The organism is Pontibacter saemangeumensis (genome assembly GCF_039541895.1).
GTDB classification, from domain to species: Bacteria; Bacteroidota; Bacteroidia; order Cytophagales; family Hymenobacteraceae; genus Pontibacter; species Pontibacter saemangeumensis.
In genome coordinates, this window is sequence record NZ_BAABHC010000006.1 from 1 (window position 1) to 20,472 (window position 20,472).

General features: G+C 53.5%; 16 protein-coding genes. 9 read left to right on the top strand and 7 right to left on the bottom strand.

What is annotated here, in order from left to right:
* Positions 1-77: 77 nt before the first annotated feature.
* Entirely contained in the window at positions 78-653 is a 576-nt protein-coding gene (locus ABD920_RS08105; protein WP_345158170.1) for an NUDIX hydrolase, read from the top strand.
* A 426-nt stretch (positions 654-1,079) separates the two neighbouring features.
* The gene (locus ABD920_RS08110) at positions 1,080-1,664 is read left to right on the top strand and encodes a nitroreductase family protein (protein ID WP_345158172.1); all 585 of its coding nucleotides are present in this window, start codon (positions 1,080-1,082) and stop codon (positions 1,662-1,664) included.
* Between the two features lie 141 nt (positions 1,665-1,805).
* Here the strand turns inward: ABD920_RS08110 and ABD920_RS08115 are convergent, their stop codons facing one another.
* Positions 1,806-2,492 carry a TIGR02117 family protein gene (locus ABD920_RS08115; RefSeq protein WP_345158174.1) on the bottom strand — a complete coding sequence of 229 codons (687 nt, stop codon included), beginning with the start codon at positions 2,490-2,492 and terminating at the stop codon, positions 1,806-1,808.
* A gap of 168 nt (positions 2,493-2,660) precedes the next feature.
* Here ABD920_RS08115 and ABD920_RS08120 point away from each other — a divergent pair, with 168 nt between their 5' ends.
* The 6 genes from ABD920_RS08120 (at position 2,661) to ABD920_RS08145 (ending at position 11,153) form a co-directional block, all read left to right on the top strand.
* Positions 2,661-5,219: a M14 family zinc carboxypeptidase gene (locus ABD920_RS08120; RefSeq protein WP_345158175.1), complete on the top strand. Its 2,559-nt coding sequence runs from the start codon at positions 2,661-2,663 to the stop codon at positions 5,217-5,219.
* A gap of 182 nt (positions 5,220-5,401) precedes the next feature.
* Positions 5,402-5,968 (top strand): DinB family protein, encoded by a 567-nt coding sequence (locus tag ABD920_RS08125; RefSeq protein WP_345158176.1) that lies wholly within the window; start codon positions 5,402-5,404, stop codon positions 5,966-5,968.
* A gap of 143 nt (positions 5,969-6,111) precedes the next feature.
* Positions 6,112-7,650 carry an outer membrane protein assembly factor BamB family protein gene (locus ABD920_RS08130; RefSeq protein WP_345158178.1) on the top strand — a complete coding sequence of 513 codons (1,539 nt, stop codon included), beginning with the start codon at positions 6,112-6,114 and terminating at the stop codon, positions 7,648-7,650.
* A gap of 226 nt (positions 7,651-7,876) precedes the next feature.
* Positions 7,877-9,313, top strand: coding sequence for an SLC13 family permease (locus tag ABD920_RS08135; protein WP_345158179.1), 1,437 nt, complete (start codon positions 7,877-7,879; stop codon positions 9,311-9,313).
* Between the two features lie 103 nt (positions 9,314-9,416).
* Positions 9,417-9,599, top strand: a complete 183-nt coding sequence (locus ABD920_RS08140) for a hypothetical protein (RefSeq protein WP_345158180.1) — start codon at positions 9,417-9,419, stop codon at positions 9,597-9,599.
* A gap of 654 nt (positions 9,600-10,253) precedes the next feature.
* Complete coding sequence (locus ABD920_RS08145; protein WP_345158182.1) at positions 10,254-11,153, top strand: ATP-grasp fold amidoligase family protein; 900 nt, start codon at positions 10,254-10,256, stop codon at positions 11,151-11,153.
* Positions 11,154-11,169: 16 nt separating this feature from the next.
* Here ABD920_RS08145 and priA read toward each other — a convergent pair whose 3' ends face one another.
* Positions 11,170-13,701 (bottom strand): replication restart helicase PriA, encoded by a 2,532-nt coding sequence (gene priA / locus ABD920_RS08150; RefSeq protein WP_345158183.1) that lies wholly within the window; start codon positions 13,699-13,701, stop codon positions 11,170-11,172.
* A 174-nt stretch (positions 13,702-13,875) separates the two neighbouring features.
* Between priA and ABD920_RS08155 the strand changes: the two genes are divergently transcribed.
* Entirely contained in the window at positions 13,876-14,736 is an 861-nt protein-coding gene (locus ABD920_RS08155) for an endonuclease/exonuclease/phosphatase family protein (RefSeq protein WP_345158185.1), read from the top strand.
* A gap of 120 nt (positions 14,737-14,856) precedes the next feature.
* Here the strand turns inward: ABD920_RS08155 and ABD920_RS08160 are convergent, their stop codons facing one another.
* The 5 genes from ABD920_RS08160 to ABD920_RS08180 all read right to left on the bottom strand — a co-directional run bounded on the left by ABD920_RS08160 (position 14,857) and on the right by ABD920_RS08180 (position 20,453).
* Complete coding sequence (locus ABD920_RS08160; protein WP_345158187.1) at positions 14,857-15,483, bottom strand: class I SAM-dependent methyltransferase; 627 nt, start codon at positions 15,481-15,483, stop codon at positions 14,857-14,859.
* Between the two features lie 80 nt (positions 15,484-15,563).
* Positions 15,564-16,379, bottom strand: a complete 816-nt coding sequence (locus ABD920_RS08165) for a DUF4145 domain-containing protein (protein ID WP_345158188.1) — start codon at positions 16,377-16,379, stop codon at positions 15,564-15,566.
* Positions 16,380-16,467: 88 nt separating this feature from the next.
* A complete protein-coding gene (locus ABD920_RS08170) occupies positions 16,468-17,769 on the bottom strand; it encodes a M20/M25/M40 family metallo-hydrolase (RefSeq protein WP_345158189.1) in 1,302 nt (433 codons plus the stop codon).
* A 217-nt stretch (positions 17,770-17,986) separates the two neighbouring features.
* Positions 17,987-18,556, bottom strand: a complete 570-nt coding sequence (locus tag ABD920_RS08175) for a GNAT family N-acetyltransferase (RefSeq protein ID WP_345158190.1) — start codon at positions 18,554-18,556, stop codon at positions 17,987-17,989.
* Between the two features lie 160 nt (positions 18,557-18,716).
* The gene (locus ABD920_RS08180; RefSeq protein ID WP_345158191.1) at positions 18,717-20,453 is read right to left on the bottom strand and encodes a GMC oxidoreductase; all 1,737 of its coding nucleotides are present in this window, start codon (positions 20,451-20,453) and stop codon (positions 18,717-18,719) included.
* Positions 20,454-20,472 lie beyond the last annotated feature (19 nt).

Consider the following 20,472-nt stretch of genomic DNA (forward strand, 5'->3'; position numbering starts at 1 on the left):
ATAAACGGCCGGGCCCGCTACAGCATAGCGGGCCCGGCCGTTTATATATGCTCAGATATATATAACTTGCGGAAAGCATGGCATCAGAAATGAAAGACAAGAAATACAGCCCGGCACCCTGGAAGGTGCTGAAATCAGAGATGGTGGTGGACGAGAAGTGGTACAAACTGCGCCGCGACCACGTGGCGCTGCCCAATGGCCTCGAGATGGACGACTACTATGTGAGTGTGCGCCCGAACGTGGTGCTCACTTTTCCGCTCACCGAAGACAACCACGTGATATTTGTGCGGCAGTACAAACACGCAGCCGGCGGCATTTTTGTGGAACTTCCCGGTGGCGTGGTGGATGAGCATGAAATGGACCCCGCCGAATCCGCCAAACGGGAGATGCTGGAGGAAACGGGCTATACTTCCGATGAGGTGGAGTTGCTGCTGGAGGTAACCGACAACCCCACCAAGGACACCAACAGGATGTACTATTTCCTGGCCCGCAATGTGCGCAAAGTGGCTGAGCAGGACCTGGACGAATCGGAGGCGATAGAGGTGCTGAAGGTGCCGCTGCATGAGGTGGAGCAGATGATCCTGAACGGGCAGTTACAGGTGGCGGGCACCATCGCCCTGTGCCTGCTGGCGTTGCGGAAGTTAGGGGAATAATAGGCCCGGGAAAGATCAAAAACAGACGTTAATGTTTTGTCATTCCTGAAAAGCTCTACCAGAAGCGGAGAATGCGCGGCGGCAGCAGGGGTATATATACCGCTATTCAAAGCCACCGGGCATTGGGGCCTTTCTATCCGGTACGCCTGATCATTATTTCATTCTGATGGCCTTCTCATTTATGAACAAGCTGCTAGGCGGCTTGTTGTTAGGAGTAAAACCGTGGTAGTTTATATAGGCCTTTAAATTTTTAACTCTCTTGGCCAGGGTATCTCTATAAAAAATACAGCGTCAGGAACATTCAATAAAAAAACAGGCGTTATGTAGACACATTAAATGTATGTACATATAATTGTGCTACCTTTGCGTATATATAGCCAGTGTGCAGCGCTGGTGGAAGCTATATGAGCCTTTGTATAATTTAAGATGATGATAACGACAGAAAATAAAATCGCGATAAATAATTTGATTGAAGAGCGCAGAAGCCCCCGTGCTTTTGAGGACAGGGAAGTAACGGAAGAGCAGCTGGAGTTACTTTTCGAGGCGGCACGTTGGGCGCCGTCTGCCATGAACGAACAGCCGTGGCGGTTTATATATGCCACAAAGGAAGACACCGTAAACTTCAACCGTTTGTTCAGCTGCCTCGTGGAAGGAAACAGCTGGGCCGAGAAAGCCTCCGCCCTGTTTGTTACGGTGGCAAAGCAGACCTATGATGCGAGTGGAAAGCCAAACAGCCATGCCTGGCACGATGTAGGTCTGGCAACCGGCAATCTGCTGCTTCAGGCTACAGATTTAGGGCTGCACGTGCACCTGATGGGCGGCTACAATGCAGCCAAAGCGCGCGAGGTACTCGGCATTCCGGAAGGGTATGAGCCGGTAGCGATGGGTGCCGTAGGCTACGCCGGAGACCCGGAGACTCTTACGGATGCCCTGAAGGCGCGCGAAGTGGCCCCGCGCACCCGCAAGCCGCTGGACGAGCTAGTTTTTAAAGGCAGCTGGAAGCAGCAGTAAGAGCCGTTCTCTCTATTAAAAGGAAGTGTTTTCAACACCTGGATCACGCTATAGAAGCCGCGTCCGATTAAGAAATGCTGAAATAAATTTCTCTCATTGATGAAGCAAAAGCGCCCCGGCCTATAGCCAGGGCGCTTTGCTCTAGCGGTGGTGCCGCATCACGGCAAAGGGAAGCGGAGCCCACAAGGCTGCTTTTACGCCTGCGGCCTTTAGTGCTTGATTCACCCAGTTGTTGCAGTTCTTCAGGATATAAAATTTGCCGTGCGCCTCGTAAAACGTGTCCTGCCCGGAGTAGCCGGAGGCGGTGATGTGGCGGTAATTTCCATTCCCTTCCTGGAAAGAGGCATCGATGTACTGCACCAGTTGCCGGTACTGCTGCGGCGAGAGCAGGATGGGCCGCTGCCGTTTGGTGGGCACCAGTTCGGTGGCGATATACGCCACGTGCATGGCAGATGGCGTTGGCCAGAGCGTGGCGCGCAGTGCCACTCCTAAGGTCAGGTCACTCCATGCGGGGGTTTTCATGTAAAACTCCCGGTCCCCCCAACCAAAGGAAAGATGGGTGTAGCTGCTGTCTGCGCTGGCAAAATGCCTTAGCGGCACCTTCTCCCGCCAGTCTATATAGGGAGTGGCCACGGGCAGCACAAGATCGGTGTGCACGCCGTTCGAGGTCACGAATATCTCTACCTGCCCGTCGTCTGGCGGAGCCTGGGCAAAACTGCTGTTCACAGGGATGCTGCTCAACACGAAGGCAGATAGGAGGAAGAGTAGCGCCGCACCCGCCACACCCCCGGCCGCCCAGAGCAGGAAGGACAGTATTTGATTAAGCATCCGCCTCATATAGCAGCATACGGGAAGTGCGCCACTTTGAGATTAGGAACCAAGGATAACCTGTGCCGTGGCGGGTGCCGGAACCGTCTTATTTGCCAAATTCAGCATTTTTATAGAGATTGTAACTTATTTCAAACGCAGGATTACCTTTCCTTAATCAAAGAGAATATGATAGACACGCTAAAGCGAAACCTCGCTTTGCTATTCGTGCTGTTGTGCGTGCAGGTGGCCCAGGCACAGGGGCAGTTACAGTCTCCTGCGCAGTTTCTGGGCTACCCGCTGGGTAAGCAGTTCACCACCCACAGCCGCATTCTGGACTATGTAAATTACCTCTCCGCGCAGGCACCGAACCGGATGAAGGTGCAGCCTTACGGGGAGACTTACGAAGGCCGCCCGCTGGTGCTGGCCTATGTCGCCTCGGACCAGAACCTGCCCCGCCTGGAGCAGATCCGGGAGAATAACCTGCGCCAGGCAGGACTGGAGAGCGGGCAGGTGCAGGGAGACCAGCCGGCGGTGGTGTGGCTCAGCTACAACATCCACGGAAACGAATCGGTGAGCTCGGAGGCGGTGATGCAGGTGCTGTTTGACCTGGTGGACCCGGGCAATGCGCAATCGAAGGAATGGCTGCAGAATACGGTGGTGATACTGGACCCGGTGGTGAACCCAGATGGGCGCGAACGCTATGTGCAGTGGTACAAGCAAGCGTCTAACCGGGGCGGAAACGCCTCCCGTTATGCCTGGGAGCACTACGAGCCGTGGCCGGGCGGCAGGCCCAACCACTATTACTTCGACCTGAACCGTGACTGGGCCTGGCAAACGCAGATAGAATCGAAACAGCGCCTGCAGGTATATAACAACTGGCTACCCCAGGTGCACGCCGACTTCCACGAGATGGGGGCCGAGGCTCCGTATTACTTCTCGCCGGCAGCGAGGCCATTCCATGAAAGTATCACGCCCTGGCAGCGCCAGTTCCAGAACACCATCGGCGAGTACAACCGGCAGTCGTTTGACAAAAACAACTGGCTGTACTTCACCCGTGAGAGCTTCGACCTGTTTTACCCAAGCTACGGCGACACCTACCCCACCTACAACGGGGCCATCGGGATGACCTATGAGCAGGGCGGTTCTGGCAGAGCCGGGTTAGCCTATCATAAAGAAGACGGCGACACGCTTACGCTGACAGACCGCATCGCGCACCATGTGGCAGCCAGCCGGGCCACCATTCAGGCAACGTCCGAAAAGGCCGACCAGCTGAAGCAGGAGTTCCGTAAGTACTACGAGAACAGCCTGCAAAGACCGGGCGGTGACTACAAAGCCTTCGTGATGAAAGCGGGCAACGGAAGCGACGGAAACCTGAAAGCGCTGACCGAATACCTCGACCGGCAGGGTATCCGGTACGGCTACGCCGGCAAAAGCAACTCCGTGAAAGGCTACAACTACAGCAACGGCAAAACAGAGAACGTGCGGCTCGCCCCGCAGGACGTCGTGATCAGCATGTACCAGCCCAAGTCGACGCTGGTGAAGGTGCTGTTTGAGCCGAACGCCCGCCTCGAGGACTCCCTGACATATGATATCACGTCCTGGGCCTTGCCCTATGCCTACGGCGTGCAGACCTACGCCCTGAAGAACCGCATCGACGTGAATACCAGCAAGCCAGCCGCTCCGGCTACGGATGCTATCACCATCGCACAGCCCTATGCCTACCTGGCCCGCTGGACAAACCTGCAGGACCTGAAGTTCCTGACGGCGCTGCTGCAGCAGGATGTGAAAGTGCGGCAGGCAGAGAAGCCTTTCGAAACCGAAGGGCAGCAATACGGGCCGGGTACCCTCATCATCACCCGAAACGGGAACGAGGCCATGGGGGATAAGCTGGATACTGTTGTACGGCAGCTGGCACAGCAGTATGGCGTAACCCTTGGCGCCACCGGCACCGGCTTTGTGAGCAGCGGGTCTGACTTCGGTTCCGGGAATGTGCGCTTCCTGAAGCAGCCTAAAGTAGCCTTGCTCTCCGGGGAGGGTGTTTCTGCCTATGGCTTTGGCGAGGTATGGCACTTTTTCGAGCAGCAGATTGGATATCCCGTCACGGTGCTCAACACGTCCTACTTTAACACGGTGCCGCTCCACGAATTTGACGTCCTGATTCTGCCGACCGGCTCCTATGGCCGGGTGCTGGACGAAGAGACACTGGGGAAAGTGAAGGACTGGGTAAGCGCCGGCGGCAAGCTGATTGCCATGGAAAGCGCAGCGGGTTTCCTGGCGGGGAAAAAGGATTTCAACCTGAAAAAGAAAAGCAAGGAAGAAGACAGCAGCAAGGAAAAAGCAAAGGCCAAAGAGGAAGACCCCTACAAGCACCTGCGCACCTGGGGGGAGCGCGAACGTGAATCGCTGCAGGGAGAAGTGCAGGGCAGCATTTTCAGGGTAGACCTGGACAAGACCCACCCGCTGGCCTTCGGCTACGGCGATACCTATTATGCCCTGATCCGGTCTGCTGACACATTCAGCTTCCTTGAAAACGGATGGAATGTGGGCGTGCTGAAAAAGGACAACTACGCCACAGGTTTTGTAGGGGCCAACACCAAGACAAAACTACAGGACGCCCTGATTCTGGGAACGCAGGACATGGGCCGGGGGCAGGTCGTTTATTTAGCCGATAACCCCTTGTTTCGCGGGTTCTGGCATGGCGGCAAGCTGCTGTTCGGCAATGCCGTGTTCCTGGTGGGGCAGTAAAGGTTTGATAGGTTTATCGGTTGAGAGGCGCTCGGTACATGTTCCGGATAGCTTACCATATAGGGCTTTCCACTAACCTTCCCGCTTGTCTTTCGGCCTAAACGTGTGAAGCGGCAGAAGCATGCCCCCCGAACGGGTGCTGCGTTAAAAGTGGCGATCTTCGTCTTTTATACCGTAACTATATGCATTTGATTATCACCCAGCCGGAGGCTACAGAGCACAACAGTTTTTTCAGCACCTATGTGACGTTGGCCCAGACCAATGATTTAATAGAAGGGCTCACCGCCAGCTCTGTCTATAGCATGGGCATGTTGGAGGGGCTGTCGGAGGAGCAACTGCTGTACCGGTATGCAAAAGGGAAATGGAGCATCAAGGAGGTAATGGTGCACCTGATGGACACCGAGCGGATTTTCGCATACCGTGCCCTGCGTTTCGCCCGCGGGGACAAGACCGAACTGCCGGGCTTTGAGCAGGATTTATATATAAACCCCTCACAGGCAGACGCCCGCCCTGTAAACGACGTACTGGCAGAGTACATCGCCGTGCGTAACGCCACCATCGCGCTTTTTAAAAGCTTCAGCGAAGAAGCCCTTATGCAGACTGGGATCGGTAGCGGCATAAAAATGAGCGTGCGCGCTCTGGGCTTTGCTATCCTGGGCCACGAGGTGCACCACCTGAAAATCATCCGGGAACGTTATTTGGCATCCAGAGGCAATGGTCTGCTTGATAATCGCAACGCCTATATATAACGGGTAAAACATTATGTATATAGATTGCCAAAACCTGAAAACGTTAAAGGAATCCTTAAAACAAGGGATTAATCCGGCTACGGCGCTCAAACAAGCCTTTATAAGCTGAAGCGACGACGGTATCTGATATAAGCCAAAAAAACATGCCCGTTACCACCTCTCACATGCCACAATCCAAGCGCAGAATTTACCTTATCGTAGGGATTGGTTTAGTAGTGTGCGTAAGCGCCCTCATATACCTACTCTTTTCTGATGCCCGCTCTGTAGATTGGACGGTGCATTACAAAGGAGTAGGCACCGGTTCTTCTCCCAGGTTGGTGGACCTGAACCGGGACGGGATTCTCGATGTGGTGATGGGGGCGGGGGGAGCAGAGAACCAGCCAACCGATACAGCTGTTGTTGCCCTGGACGGTGACACAGGCAGGTTACTCTGGCATGTTGCCGGCCGGAATCAGGTAGTGGGTTCGCCGCTTTTTTATGATGTATCGGGAGACGGAGTGCCGGAAGTGTTCATAGGTGGGCGCACAGCTGAATTGATGGCCATAAACGGGGAAACCGGAGAGGTGCTGTGGCGTTTTTTCCCTTATGACAATGCCGTGAATCCAGCTGATTCGGGCATCTATAACTTCTATAACCCGCAGCTTATCCCGGACCAGGACCTTGACGCCAAAAAAGACCTGCTGATCTCAAACGGCGGCGATTACACTGTGAAAGCCCATGACGCCCGGAGGCCTGCAGGCAAGCTGATGGTGATCAGTAGCGGAAATGGCAAAATCCTGGCGGAGGCGGAAGTGCCGGACGGCAGGGAAACATACCTCTCGGTGGTGAAGGCAAGCCTGAAAAACAACGGAACGCAGGACATTATCTTCGGAACAGGAGGAGAGACCATGGGTGGAAACCTCTATAGGACTACCTTAAACGATGTGCTCAAAGGCGATATCTCGGGTGCGGTGGTGCTGGCCACCGCTGAACACAAAGGCTTCATCGCCCCGCCTGCGCTGGCCGACCTCAACGGAGACGGTATATATGATATCATCGTGAACTCAGTGGATGGAAGAACCATGGCCATAAACGGGGATACGGATTCGCTGCTTTGGAGCGTGGCGCTGCCAGGCACGGAAATTTACTCCAGCCCGGCCATCGGTTATTTTAATGGGGATGAGGTGCCGGATGTTTTCACCAACTACAGCATCGGGGTGTGGCCCATGATCAAGCGGTCTACCCAGCGGATGCTGGACGGGAAATCAGGGGAAGTGCTGGCCACCGATACCCTGGGGATTTTCTCATATGCTTCTCCGGTGGTGGCTGACTTTAATAACGATGGGTATGATGATGTGCTGATGAGTGTCAACAGCCTGATCCGCCTGCACCTTTACAACCCTAATAAGAACCACATCAGCCAACTGACGGTCTTCGATTTTCAGGAGGACGTTACTTACCAGGTGGGCGACACCTTGTTTGGCAGTAACGTGGCCAGCACGCCCTGGCTCGGGGACGCGGACGGAGACGGCAAAATGGAAATCGTGACCAGCACCATAGAACTGAACGGGCAGCACAACGAAATCGACTTACCCACCAACCTGCGGGTGTTCCATATCGAAACCCCTTACTCCGTCAGGAAAGAGATCAAGTGGGGAAGCTATATGGGGAGCAACTTCGATGGCGTTTTCAAGAAGGAATAGAAAGCAGCCAGACCCACCGCTCACAGAGAGGAAGTGCTGCCCGAGCCTATATAGGTTATATATAATATAGCTGCTGAAAAAGGGGCAGTCCATGGCTTCAGTGTCCGCAACCCTAAAGCCGGGTAGCGAGACAGACTTCTTTGGAACAGCCTGGAATAAGGCAAGGCCATATTTAGCAGAAGTATCCTTATATTGTCTTTTTATGATGCTAAAAAACTGACGCCCGATGCACCTGACGCGTAGAAACTCTGGCCTGCTACTGGCACCCCTGCTGGCCCTGCTGGTTTGGTGGCTGACACCAGTTTTAGCCTATGAGGCACGTACGGTTGCCACCATCATGGCTCTCTGCCTCGTCTTCTGGATGACCGAGGTCATCCCGCTTTCCATGACCGCTTTCCTGGGCGTGCTGCTGGCGGTGCTGGTAGGCGTAGCCGATATAAACACCGCTTTTCAAAACCTGGGCCATCCCATCATCCTGCTGTTTATCGGCAGTTTTCTGCTGGCCCGCTCCATGACGCGCCACGGCCTCGACAAGCGCATTGCCTTGTTTATCCTGTCGCGCCCTTTTTTCCAGAAGAGCCTGTTCCGGCTGTTTCTGGGCTTCTCCTCTATTTCTTTCCTGCTCTCGATGTGGGTGAGCAACTCAGTGACGGTCGCCATGCTGCTGCCGCTGATGCTGGGGGTGACGCAGCTGGTATGCCAGCCAGAAAAGGGGAGGAGCCCAGCCGTGTTCTTCCTGTTGGGCATTGCGTACAGTGCCTCCATCGGGGGGATCAGCACCATCATCGGCTCTCCACCCAACCTGATTGGCGTCAACTACCTCGAGCAGCAAGGCATTACCATCGATTTCCTGCAGTGGATGCTGCTGGCGCTGCCCATTTCCCTGAGCATGTATGGGGTGATGGTGGTTTATATGCACTACTTTCTGAAGAAATGCAGTTACAACCAGAGCACCGTGCAGGTTTATGTGGCGAAGCATCAGCAGGAACGCCAGAGGCTGATGAAGGGCGAAAAAGTGACGATGGGCGTGTTCCTGCTGGCTGTTGTGCTGTGGCTCTCTCCGGGCGTACTTAACCTGCTGGGTCTGGAGCGCGGTTATGCGTTCATGAGCACCTACTTTGCTGAAAGCACAGTGGCCATCCTGGCCGCACTGCTGCTCTTCCTGATTCCGCCGGGAAAGGAGAACAACGGCGAAGGGACGCTTACAGCAGGAGATTTGGTAAAGATTGACTGGGATACCATTCTCCTGTTCGGCGGCGGCATGGCCTTGGGGCAGCTGGTGGTTACCTCCGGGCTGGCTGATGTTATCGGCCGCAGCATCACCTCGTTTGTCGATCCTGAACAACAGGTGCTGCTCGTGTTTGCGCTGGTAGCAATGGTGCTGCTCCTGACGGAGGTAAGCTCCAACACGGCAATTGCCATCACGTTCGTGCCCATCATTATCGGGGTGTTGCAAGGACTCGGTTTGCCGCTGCTCTACCCGGTGCTGGGAGTGGTGGTGGCTTGTAGCTTTGCCTTTATGTTGCCTATTGCCACGCCCCCGAATGCCATTGTTTATGGCAGCAAGCAGGTGCCTATCGGTGATATGGTTCGGGTGGGCGTACTGCTGAATGCTGTCGGGGCTATAATTATCACCGGCTGGGTGCTGCTCTATATGGGCTGAGCAAAACAGCAGAAGTTATGTATTATGGCAGCTGATGTACCTTTCGTTCAGAATATGTATAGCTTTACGCTTCAACCTTAATGCTCATCTTTGCAAGCTCTATATGCAAAACCGCCGGATTTACCGTATTGTCGTGACTGTTGCCTGTTTCCTCTTCGCAGGGCTCAACGCATATGAAATTATAAAGGGGGATTACACTGCCTTAGATGTCTTCCTGCTGGTCGTTTTCCTTGTTTTCGGCATTACCTATACCTATATACTCCTGCGGAAAGACAAAGGGATTTGAGGAATTTATAATTTAGCGGGCATAAAAGAAAAACCTGAGAGTCTACACTGTTCCTTCTGAACAACCAGACCCTCAGGTTTTCAACTTTTAGCCAAAGGTATCTATTTGTACGGAAGCTGCTTAGGCGTGGTTGCATTCCTTTATAAAATGAATAAATTTTTGTTGCCTGTTACAAAGCCGGTGATTTAAATTGAATAGACGCTCTATATACAACACCATGCTTCCTGTTGCCCCTGCCTATTTAAGATTACATGTTATGGAGCAATATTATATATAGTCGTACCTGTACTTTGGTACAGTTTCTAAGATGCTTCGTTTACAGGGGCGTATTTATTCCTTCTATAGGAACTGTAGCATCACAGTAAGCAGGAGATAAATAATTTCGGGGTACGGATTTTTAAGTATAATTATAGTGCATGACATAAACTATTGCTGAAAAGCCAGCCTATAACTGGTCAAAGTAAGAAGAAACTGGTTTTTCTTCTGCATGAAGTTATGTCACTGTCTATAAATTATTTTATTCATTATAAATCTATATCTGAGCTTTATAGGACATAAAAATTGGCTGAAATATTATTTCAACAGTATAATATAATATTAATTTAAAATTGTAATTTTTACTTAAGAAAAGGTCTATGTCCCTATCAGAGCTATATGAAACCGATAACTATTGCTTCCTTAAAAGATAAGTTCAGGAAAAACTATTATGATTTATTAGGTAAATCAGCTGATTATGGCCCTTTTCAGCAGAGAATCAGGCACAGGCATACCACATTCTGGAATGCCCGTGACGCAGAGACGGTCCGCAATTCCGCTGTTTCCGCGGGTGACCCGCTGGAGAAGTGGCGGGACGTGGAGCACTGGCAGCGCAAGCTGAGCAACAAGCGCAACTCGCGCGAGTTCGCCCGGATGCACGGCTGCCGGGTGCCCGAACTCTACTGGGGGGGGCGGGAGCCTGAGGCACTGGACTTCTCCGCCCTGCCCGACCGGTATGTGATCCGGCCCACTATCGGGCACTCCTCGGGCCTGGTGTTCCTGATGGACCGGGGGGTGAACCTGATGGACAAGAAGGCCTACAGCCCCGGGACGGTCCGGGGCATCCTGAAAGAGGCGCTGCGGCAGAACGCGGACCTCGAGTTCCTGGTGGAGGAGTTCCTGCGGGACGAGCGGGGGGAGTACCGCATCCCCGACGACTACAAGTTCTACACCTTCAACGGGGAGGTGGCCAGCATACAGGTCATCAACCGGCTCGGGCCGGCAAAAGGGTTTGACAGTTGCTATGACGAGCATTGGAATCAAATTCCGAACATCAGCACCTATTATCCGCAGGCAGAAACCCAGCCGCCTCCCGCGTGCCTGCACGAGCTCCTCCAACAGGCGAAGCTGCTGAGCAGGTCCTACGGCATCTTTGTCAGGTCAGATTTCTATTCAACAGACAAGGGACCTGTTTTTGGCGAATTTACGCCGACCCCTGGCTTGGGAAGGACCTTTACTCCGGCAGCTGAAAAGTTGTTCGTGGACTATTGGGAAAAGTATTGCCCAGGCATGATTTAAGCTGCTTAGCTAAAACCTATACCGGGTCCACGTCGGCCACCACCCGGATGCCTTTGAAATCGGGGAGAAGCTTGAGGTTGAAGATCGCCTGCGCCACCTGGTGCTTGGCGGCTTTGAGGTTGGTGTTCTCCCGCGGCAGCTTGATGTGGATCTCCTGCAGAAACAGGTTCCGGATCTTGAAAATATACGGCACCTCCGGCCCCAGCACCTGCTGCTTGCCCATGCGGTCCGACAGGTCTTTGGCCAGCACGATGGCGGCATTTTCTGCGATAGGCTCCTCGGCATGCTTCACTGTGATCTTGATCATGCGCACGAAGGGCGGGTAGCTGAAACGCAGGCGCTCCTCAATCTCGTGCTCGTACAGGCTCAGGTAATCGTTGTTGCGCACCTTCCGGAAGATCGGCTGCAGCGGGTCGCGCGTCTGGATGATCACAGCGCCGGGCTTGCTCTTGCGGCCAGCGCGGCCGCTTACCTGCACAAACAACTGGTACGCCCGCTCATGCGCCCTGTAATCCGGGAAGTTAATGATGGTGTCTGCGTTCAGGATGCCCACCAAGCTCACGTTCTCAAAGTCAAGGCCTTTGGTGACCATCTGCGTGCCCACCAGCACGTTGGTGCGGCCCGTCTCAAAATCCGCGATGATCTGCTGGTAGCTGTTCTTTTTCTTAGTAGTGTCCAGGTCCATGCGCTGCACTTCGGCTTTGGGCAGCAGCAATTTCAGCTCGTCCTCCACTTTCTCTGTGCCGAAGCCCATGCTTTTGAGCGTGGTGGCCCCGCAGGCGGGGCAGTCGTGCGGCATGCGCTCGTGGTATCCGCAGTAGTGGCAGCGCAGTTCGCTGTTGTATTTGTGGTAGGAGAGGCTCACGGCGCAGAACTTGCACTTGGGTATCCAGGAGCACTCGTCGCAGGAGATGAACGGGGCGTAGCCGCGGCGGTTTTGGAACAGGATCACCTGCTCGTGGCGCTGCAGCCGCTCCTCGATGGCCGTGAGCAGCTTGCCTGAGAAGTGGCTGTGCATGGCCTTGCGCTGCTGTTCCTCGCGCACGTTCACCAGCTCGATCTCCGGCATCTGGGCCTGCCCGAAGCGCTTGCTCATGGTCACCAGGCCCCAGCGGCCGGTCTTGCAGTTGTAGTAGCTTTCGATGGAAGGCGTGGCCGAGCCGAGCAACGTTTTGGCACCCTGCAGGTTGGCCATCACCAAGGAGGTTTCGCGGGCATTGTAGCGCGGGGCCGGATCGTATTGCTTGTAGCTGGCCTCGTGCTCCTCGTCCACGATCACCAGGGACAGGCTGTGGAAAGGCAGGAAGATAGACGACCGCACACCCACCACCACCTGGAAGCGCCCCGACAGAATGCCCTGCCATACCTCGGCCCGCTCGTTGTCGGAGAACTTAGAGTGGTACACGCCCAGTTTCTCTCCGAACACCTTCATCAGGCGCGTCACGATCTGGGCGGTGAGCGCAATCTCGGGCAGCAGGTACAATACCTGTCCGCCGCCTTCCAGCGCGTGCTTGATCAGATCTATATATACCTCGGTTTTGCCGCTGCCCGTTACGCCGTGCAGCAGCACCGTGTCTTTCTCCTTGAACAGCCCCAGTATCTCGTCCTTCGCCTGCAACTGGTGCTCCGAAAGCGCCATCGGTAACTGCTGCGGTTCGTTGTCCAGCGGGAAGCGCGACACAATCTGGTCGAACTGCTCCAGCACGCCTTTTTTGATGAGCGTGTTGATGGAGGAGGCGGAGAGATGCGGGTTTCCGGTAAGTTCGCTTTTCTCGATGCCCCTGTAGTTCAGGTGGATGTCCTGGTGCACCGGCACCTTCTGCAGGTAGTTCAGCAGGATGTCGAGTTGCTTGGGCTGCGGCGTGAGCTGGTTGAACAACTCCTCCAGCATGCCTTCTTCCTGCACAAAATGCTCCGTCAGGCGCACTTTCTTCACCACCTTCGGTGAGAACTTGTCGCTGACCTGCTCATATATGATGATCGCTTCTTTCTGAATCAGCGACTTGATGAACTTATGGTAGTTCCGGAGCTGCAGCAGGTTGCCCACTTCTGTAAACGTGAGCGCCTGGTTCTGCTGCAGCGCGAAGATGATCTTCTCCTCCTGCGGGGCAAAGATGATCTCGTCCTCCTCGGGGTTGTAGTGCGGGTGCAGCTGTATCCGCGACTCGCTGCTCAGCTTCAGGGCTGAGGGCAGCGCGGCGTTGATTACCTCGCCCAGCGTGCACATATAGTAGTCGGCCATCCACTTGAAGAGCTTCAGCTGCGGGCCGGTCACGATAGGGGTGTCGTCGAGCACATCCAGTATATACTTGGCCTGGTAGTCAGCGGGGGCGTTTTCGTGGATGTCGGCCACAATGCAGCTCAGCACCTTCTTGGCTCCAAACTGCACGATCACCCGCACGCCCACCAGCACCTCGTCGTTCATCTCGAACGGGATGCGGTAGGTATATAGCTTGGGCAGCGGCAGCGGCAGGATCACATCGGCAAACAAGGTGACACGGTCCGTGGCCGGCTCGGGCGGAAAGTTGAAGTTCAGTAGCTCTGACAAGGGTGAATCTGTTTGGCCTTCTTATACAAAGGTCGGAAAAAATGGCGACAGTGTAGCATCTCATTCTGCCCGAAAGGCAGGGCCGGTAGATGATCAAAAAGTCTTATCTTTAGGAGGAAAGGGTGGGGCTGGGAACGGTTCATGAGATCAATCAACCTAAATATATAGAAGACTATGTTCAGGAAAACTTTGTTTACGGCGATTTTTTTGCTGCTGAGCCTGTGCAATGCCCTGCTCGCGCAGACGAACACGCTGCGGGTGGCGACCTACAACATCCGCTACGACAATAAAAGCGACACTGTGAATGCCTGGGCCAAACGCCTGCCCGTGATCGCGGACCTGGTGCGGTTTCACGAATTTGAGCTATTCGGGACGCAGGAAGTGCAGCACCACCAGTTGCTGGGTGTGGCCAAAGCGCTGCCAGCGTACGGCTATATCGGGGTGGGGCGCGATGACGGGAAGCAAAAAGGCGAATACGCGGCTGTTTTTTACCAGAGGGATAAGTTCGACTTGCTGAAGCAGGGGCACTTCTGGCTCTCCGAAACACCGGATAAGCCGGGCAAAGGCTGGGACGCGGATTATCCGCGCGTGTGCACCTGGGGCCAGTTTAAGGAAAAAGACACGGGCTTCAGCTTCTACTTTTTCAACGTGCACTTCGACCATATGGGGGAACTGGCGCGAAAGGAGAGCGTCAAGCTGATGCTTCAGAAGGTAAAGGAGATAGCCGGTACTGCACCTGTGATTCTGCTGGGGGATTTCAACTTCAGCCAGAAAGATGAGAAGTACGCAGCCATGAGTGCTTCGGGATTCTTTAAAGACGCTTACCAGCTGGCAGACGTGCGTTTAGCGCCAAGGGGCACCTTCAACAATTTCGAAGCTGACGCGAATACCGACGAACGGATTGACCATATATGGCTGAGCGAAGAATTCGGAGTGAACCGCTACGGCATCCTGACCGCAACCTACGGCGATGGCAGGTTTCCCTCCGATCATTTCCCGGTGATGGTGGAGGTGACTTATAAGGCAAAGAAGTAGTTAAGTGTTGGCGGCGCTAAAACGGGCAGAGGCGCCAGATAGGACGCTTCTGCCCGTTTATATATGGCTTCTTGATTTTGTATAGGGTATGATATACCTGTACTTTCTTCTTGAATAAATTTAGTGTTTCTGCAGGATAAGGGTCAGAATTCTGGGAAGCTGGCTTCTGTCGTTGTCGTCAAAATACTCGTTGATGTCTACCAGCGACAGGCCGTGTTGCTTTGCGGCCTGCACAAAATCCGAGACGTGGTGGATGAAACAAGTGACTACCTGCCGCCCCGCTTCGGTATCGAATCTTGCTTTGGTGCCAGCGTATTGTTTAAACGGATGCAGCTCGCCAATATATACATACCCACCTGCATGCAGCGCATTGGATGCTTCGTGGAAAATGTGACCGAGGTTTTCGATATGCTCCAGCACCAGGCTGAAGCTTACGAGGTCATATAAGCTGTCTGCGAAGGACCAAGCCTGCGTAACGTCGGCCTGCACGAAATGAACGCGGTTAGAGTTGATCTTCGCCTTCGCCTTTGCCAGCATTTCTTCTGATAAATCTACAGCCGTTACCTGCTTTGCCTGCTCCAGCAGCCACAAAGTGTTCTTCCCGGTGCCGCAGCCGATCTCCAGGCAGTTCTCAAAAGTGATTTCAGCTAAAGACGTGCGCAACGCGTGCCCTTCCAAATCCCTTGTCTTGTTCTGGTTGGTGTCGTACTGGGCAGCCCATATATTGTAGGCTTTTTTTGGGTCCATAGGGGGTAAAGAGTTATGTTTTTGTGAAATGGAGGCCTATTACTTGCAAGGGAAAACACTTGCAAGTACTTAGAAAGTAATCAGTTAAATTGAGTATTAGTCATAAATTCAATCAATTTTTTATCTAACTCTACAAGTTTCTTTCTGTTGTCTGTGTACAATTGATTTAAGATACATTCAAGGGTTTCCAGCATGAAAACTAATTTCTCTCTTGTCAAATTTTCTCTTGGATGACTTCCTATATTTCCTAATTTTCTTAGATTATTGAGTACAGCTTTTAAATCTTCATTAGGATACTTATCATGAAACAACTCAATGCGTTCGTATAAATTATAAGTTGTTACTTTACCTTTATTTTTTCCACTCATCGGTATATGAGTTTTATCAATACCATTATCATCCATTACAACTTCCAAAACTGAACGTATTTTCATGCCACAGCAATCAGCATTTCTCCAGAATATACTGAAAGCTTCCTCCAATTCTCCTTCCAAAGCGCTTGCTTCAGCTTTAAATGAATAGCTTTTAATATCAAACAAATTTAGTGTTGGAATTATGTCGTAAATAGTTATTTTGTCATGATGCACAGGAAACTGAGTTACCTTTCCTTGACAAATTCCTTCTTCAAGCTTTAGTACAGAATTTTTATCACCAACAAATATTGAAATATCTCCGCATTCCGGATTTGAGCAAATAAACCCTGCTGAGAATCTTCTGTGAATCTTTGTCTTAAACCCATTAACTTCTTCTGTAAATTCACTCCGTGAGAATTCTGATTCTGATTCAAAATATTTGCTTTGGTCCAATAATTTTACACCTTTCTTGCAGCACTCACACCTGAATGTTAAATGCTCAATTTTTGAAAGGTTATCTAATAAGATGTCTTTTTCTATCATTGCACAGATTCTCTAATATATCTATTTAGAGCTTATTACCAGCTACCTTATTTCAGCATCATTTGTTTAATGAGTCTATATATAAGCCCTACTTCACCTGCGCTTTATCTACCCGCATTGGTGTGTCCTCTCCGTTGACCACGCCTTCTGAGGCGAGGGCGATGGCTTTGATCATGTTGGTGAGGTGGGCCATGTCCAGTTGTTCCAGCTCGTCGTTCACGGTGTGGTACGTTTTATCCTGGTCTATCTGCACCGAGGATATGGTGTGGGCCGGCACACCCAGGCGCGCCAGCGTGGCGTTGTCGGAGCGGTAAAACAGGTTTTGCTCAAGGTAAGGGTCCGGGTGGATGCTGTAGGCGGTGCCCTCCAGCCTTTTCTGCATCAGCTGGCCCAGGTCGGAGCGCTCGAAGCCGGTGAGGTAGGCGGTGTTCGGTCCGAACTTAGAGGGCTTTCCCACCATTTCGATGTTGAACATGGCCACGATCTGATCCGGGTTCAGCTGCTCCGAGAAGTATTTGGAGCCGAAGCCGCCCATCTCTTCTGCCGCGAAGGCCACAAACAGCAAGGTGCGCTCCGGTTGCGGTTGCTGCCTGTAATACTCTGCCAGCAGCATCATGGCGGTGGTGCCGGCGGCATCGTCATCCGCGCCGTTGGCGATGCTGTCGCCATCCAGCGCTTCCTGAATCCCGATATGGTCGTAGTGCGCCGAGAACACGACGTATTCGTCTTTGCGCTTCCCCTCAATCATACCCCCGACGTTGGTAAGCTGCAGCTTTTCAATTTTGTTCTCCACTTCAACCGCGTAGCTGGAGGCGGTTTTCTGATCGGTCAGGATAAACACTTTGCTGCCGCCCTCGCCGAGCTGCTGTTTCACGCTGCCGCTGCCCAGGTAGTGCTGGTAACGGCCGAATAGCTCCTCGTGCTTCGGGTGCACCAGCACCAGCACATCCTCCGGAGCGTCACTCAACTCACCCATTACAGCCCTTAAATCGTCCTGCGCGCTCACCGTCACCACTTTCTGTTTTCCCTTCTTCGGCCACTCCAGCTCTTCTTTGTCGGTGATGGCGAAGACGTGTTCCGGCTTCAGCTTTTTGCCGTTCAGTTTTACTTCCTTTTCCTGTGGCATTACGCGGTACATAGCAAAAGTCTGCTTCAGATCAGTCTCGCCAGGCAGGGGTTTTAAGCCGATGCGCTTGAACTCAGCCTGAATAAAGTCGGCAGCTTTCTCAATCCCGGACGTGAAAGAAGCGCGGCCCTGCATGTCGTCTGCGCTAAGGGTCTGCACGATACGGGTTGCCTCGGCTTGCGTAATGGGAGCCAGGTCCTGAGCAGAGGCGGCAGTGGTGAAGCCGCAGGCAAGCGCAAGCAGGCAAACTCTAAAAATGTTCATGTTAAATAGGTCTAAAGCGGATGAAAAATCGGGACCGTCCAAAGATGCCCGAAAAAAAACAGGAAGTTCTTTCGTGTTGAGTATGATACAGTAAAAGCCATATCCCCGTGGTTGCCTTGCACGATATTCCTGTATAGTGCCGGAGTCAAAGCATATCTTATTACAGACGCCAGGCATGCACAAAAAGCTGGCTTTATATGTTTCTATAAATGGGCCGCTACTGCTCCTCTTGCTGCAGCCACTCCCGCTGCAGCAGGCTATATACCTCCAGGTCGTGGAAGCGCCCGTTGAGGTACTCGCCATCCCGCTGCACCCCTTCCAGGGTGAAGCCCAGTTTCCGGGGAATGTTGCTGCTCCGGAAGTTGCCGGCCCCGGCCTTTATCTGAACACGGTTCATGCCCATCTCCCCGAAAGCATATTGCAGCAGCGCTTTGCAGGAGCGACGCATGATGCCGCGGCCTTGCAGGTCGCCGGAGAGCCAGTATCCAAGTTCCGATTTGCGGTTTATATGGTCGATGCCCTTAAACCCGACAATGCCCGCTATGCTTTTCTGATACAGGATCACATACACTTCCTCTGCAATATTCTTGGTGTCCGTCACGGCCCTCAGGTACGCCTTCGTGTCTAGCACCGACTGGCTGAAGTCGATAAAGGGAAGCCACTCGCGGAGGTAGGCCCGGTGCGTGTCGATGATGCGGTATAAAAAGGGGGCATCCTCGACGGAGGCCAGTCGCAGGTAAAGGTTATTGTCCACGGCGATCGTGGTGGTATGCGGGCTTATTTTCATAGGTTTGGGCGGGTATCGGGTTTTTGTCTACAGCCAAAGCATTACTGCAATTTATATAGCGACACGATAAATGGCGCATGGCTTCATCCTCTATATTGCTTCATCCTATATAACCACAGATTCAGGGCATCTAGTTTGTCGATACAGGAGCAACGGGTCATTACAGGTTCTGCTTTTTCAGCTCGGAAACGGCATGGTTGGCGGCTCTCGCCGTCAGGGCCATATATAAGATGGATGGGCTCTGGTTGCCGGTGCTCGTCATGCAGGCGCCGTCGGTCACATACACATTTTTGCAGTGGTGTAGCTGGTTCCATTCGTTCAGCAGGGAGTTCTTCGGGTCTTTCCCCATGCGCACGCCGCCCATTTCATGGATGTCCAGCCCGGGGGCCTGCTTGCTGTCGTGTGTGCTGATGTCGGTGCAGCCTGCCTTCTCCAACATCTCCCGGCTTTGGGTCAGGAAGTCCTTTATCATCTTCTCATCGTTGTCGTCATACCCCACTGAAGTCACGAGCAGAGGAATTCCCCACTGGTCTTTCTTGTCGCTGCTTAAGCGCACATGGTTGCTTTCCTTCATGATGGTTTCGCCCTGCATGTACATATAGACCCGCCAGTCGGCAGCGGGCTGCGTCAGCAGTTCCTTGTAGTCTGCCCCAATGCCCACCTCTTCCGGCACCTGGCTGGTGCGCGGCCTGTACCCGCTCATGAACGTGGTAAAGCCCCCGACGTAATCCGTGTCCTGCTGGTGCAGGTTCCGGTAGTTGGCGATGATCGGCTCGGTGGGGTTGCGGCCATAGTAGTACTTGTCTTCGAACCCGGGCACGGCGGCACCCGCGCTTCCCCGGTATATATGGAAGCCGACGTGCTTTCCCAGCAGCCCGTTGTCGTTGCCCAGGCCAGCCGGGAAGCGGTTGCTGGTGGAGTTGAGCAGGATGAGGTTGCTGTTCAGCGCGGAGGCGTTCAGGAAAATAACCTTGGCGAAATATTCCGTGACTTCTTTGGTGTTCGTGTCGATCACCCGCACACCGCTGGCTTTTCCTTTCTGCTCGTCATATATAAGCGAGTGCACCACCGAGAAAGGGCGTATGGTGAGGTTACCTGTTTTGGCCGCCCAGGGCAGTGTGGAGGACACCGAACTGAAGTAGCCGCCGTACGGGCAGCCGCGCATGCACAGGTTTCGGGCCAGGCACTTGCCGCGGCCCTGCTGCAGGTGGATGTCCTGTGGCTGCGAGAGGTGCGCCCACCGGCCCTGCACCAGGTAACGGTTGCCGTAATGCGCCAGAAATCTCTTCTGCAGTGCCTTCTCCACGCAGTTCAACTCAAAAGGAGGGAGGAACTCTCCATCCGGCATGGCCGCCACGCCGTCGTCGTTGCCGCAAACCCCGATAAATTTCTCGACATGAGAGTACCACGGCGCTACATCGTTGTAGCGGATGGGCCAGTCGAGGCCGTAGCCAAAGCGGGCGGGGCCTGTGAATTCGAAGTCGCTCCAACGCTGGCAGGCGCGGCCCCAAGTAAGCGATTTTCCACCCACCTGGTACCCCCTGATCCAATCGAAAGGTTTTTCCTGGACATAGGGATGGTCTTTGTCTTTGATGAAAAAGTGGGCGGTGTCTTCCCCGAATCCGGCGGCCTTGCTGATCAGCGGGTTGTCCTCCAGGAACTCCCTTGTCATTCTGCCGCGGTGCTCAAACTCCCAGGGGTGCATGGTGGCCGTGGGATAGTCTTTGTTGTGTTCGATGTCCCTTCCGCGCTCCAGCACCAGGGTTTTCAGCCCCTTTTCACACAGCTCCTTGGCAGCCCATCCGCCGCTGATGCCCGATCCGATGACGATGGCGTCGTATGTCTGCTGCGCGGCACCGGGACCGTTCACGTTGACTTTATCTATAGTTTCCTGCATTAACTGCTTTCCTTTTCAG

Excerpts from the sequence above, each read along its gene's own strand:
- ABD920_RS08140 (WP_345158180.1), top strand. The coding sequence starts at position 9,417 with ATGCAAAACCGCCGGATTTACCGTATTGTCGTGACTGTTGCCTGTTTC.
- ABD920_RS08110 (WP_345158172.1), top strand. The coding sequence starts at position 1,080 with ATGATGATAACGACAGAAAATAAAATCGCGATAAATAATTTGATTGAA.
- ABD920_RS08160 (WP_345158187.1), bottom strand. The coding sequence starts at position 15,483 with ATGGACCCAAAAAAAGCCTACAATATATGGGCTGCCCAGTACGACACC.
- ABD920_RS08145 (WP_345158182.1), top strand. The coding sequence starts at position 10,254 with ATGAAACCGATAACTATTGCTTCCTTAAAAGATAAGTTCAGGAAAAAC.
- ABD920_RS08115 (WP_345158174.1), bottom strand. The coding sequence starts at position 2,492 with ATGCTTAATCAAATACTGTCCTTCCTGCTCTGGGCGGCCGGGGGTGTG.
- ABD920_RS08125 (WP_345158176.1), top strand. The coding sequence starts at position 5,402 with ATGCATTTGATTATCACCCAGCCGGAGGCTACAGAGCACAACAGTTTT.
- ABD920_RS08135 (WP_345158179.1), top strand. The coding sequence starts at position 7,877 with ATGCACCTGACGCGTAGAAACTCTGGCCTGCTACTGGCACCCCTGCTG.
- ABD920_RS08180 (WP_345158191.1), bottom strand. The coding sequence starts at position 20,453 with ATGCAGGAAACTATAGATAAAGTCAACGTGAACGGTCCCGGTGCCGCG.
- ABD920_RS08170 (WP_345158189.1), bottom strand. The coding sequence starts at position 17,769 with ATGAACATTTTTAGAGTTTGCCTGCTTGCGCTTGCCTGCGGCTTCACC.
- ABD920_RS08130 (WP_345158178.1), top strand. The coding sequence starts at position 6,112 with ATGCCCGTTACCACCTCTCACATGCCACAATCCAAGCGCAGAATTTAC.
- ABD920_RS08105 (WP_345158170.1), top strand. The coding sequence starts at position 78 with ATGGCATCAGAAATGAAAGACAAGAAATACAGCCCGGCACCCTGGAAG.
- ABD920_RS08165 (WP_345158188.1), bottom strand. The coding sequence starts at position 16,379 with ATGATAGAAAAAGACATCTTATTAGATAACCTTTCAAAAATTGAGCAT.
- ABD920_RS08120 (WP_345158175.1), top strand. The coding sequence starts at position 2,661 with ATGATAGACACGCTAAAGCGAAACCTCGCTTTGCTATTCGTGCTGTTG.
- ABD920_RS08175 (WP_345158190.1), bottom strand. The coding sequence starts at position 18,556 with ATGAAAATAAGCCCGCATACCACCACGATCGCCGTGGACAATAACCTT.
- ABD920_RS08155 (WP_345158185.1), top strand. The coding sequence starts at position 13,876 with ATGTTCAGGAAAACTTTGTTTACGGCGATTTTTTTGCTGCTGAGCCTG.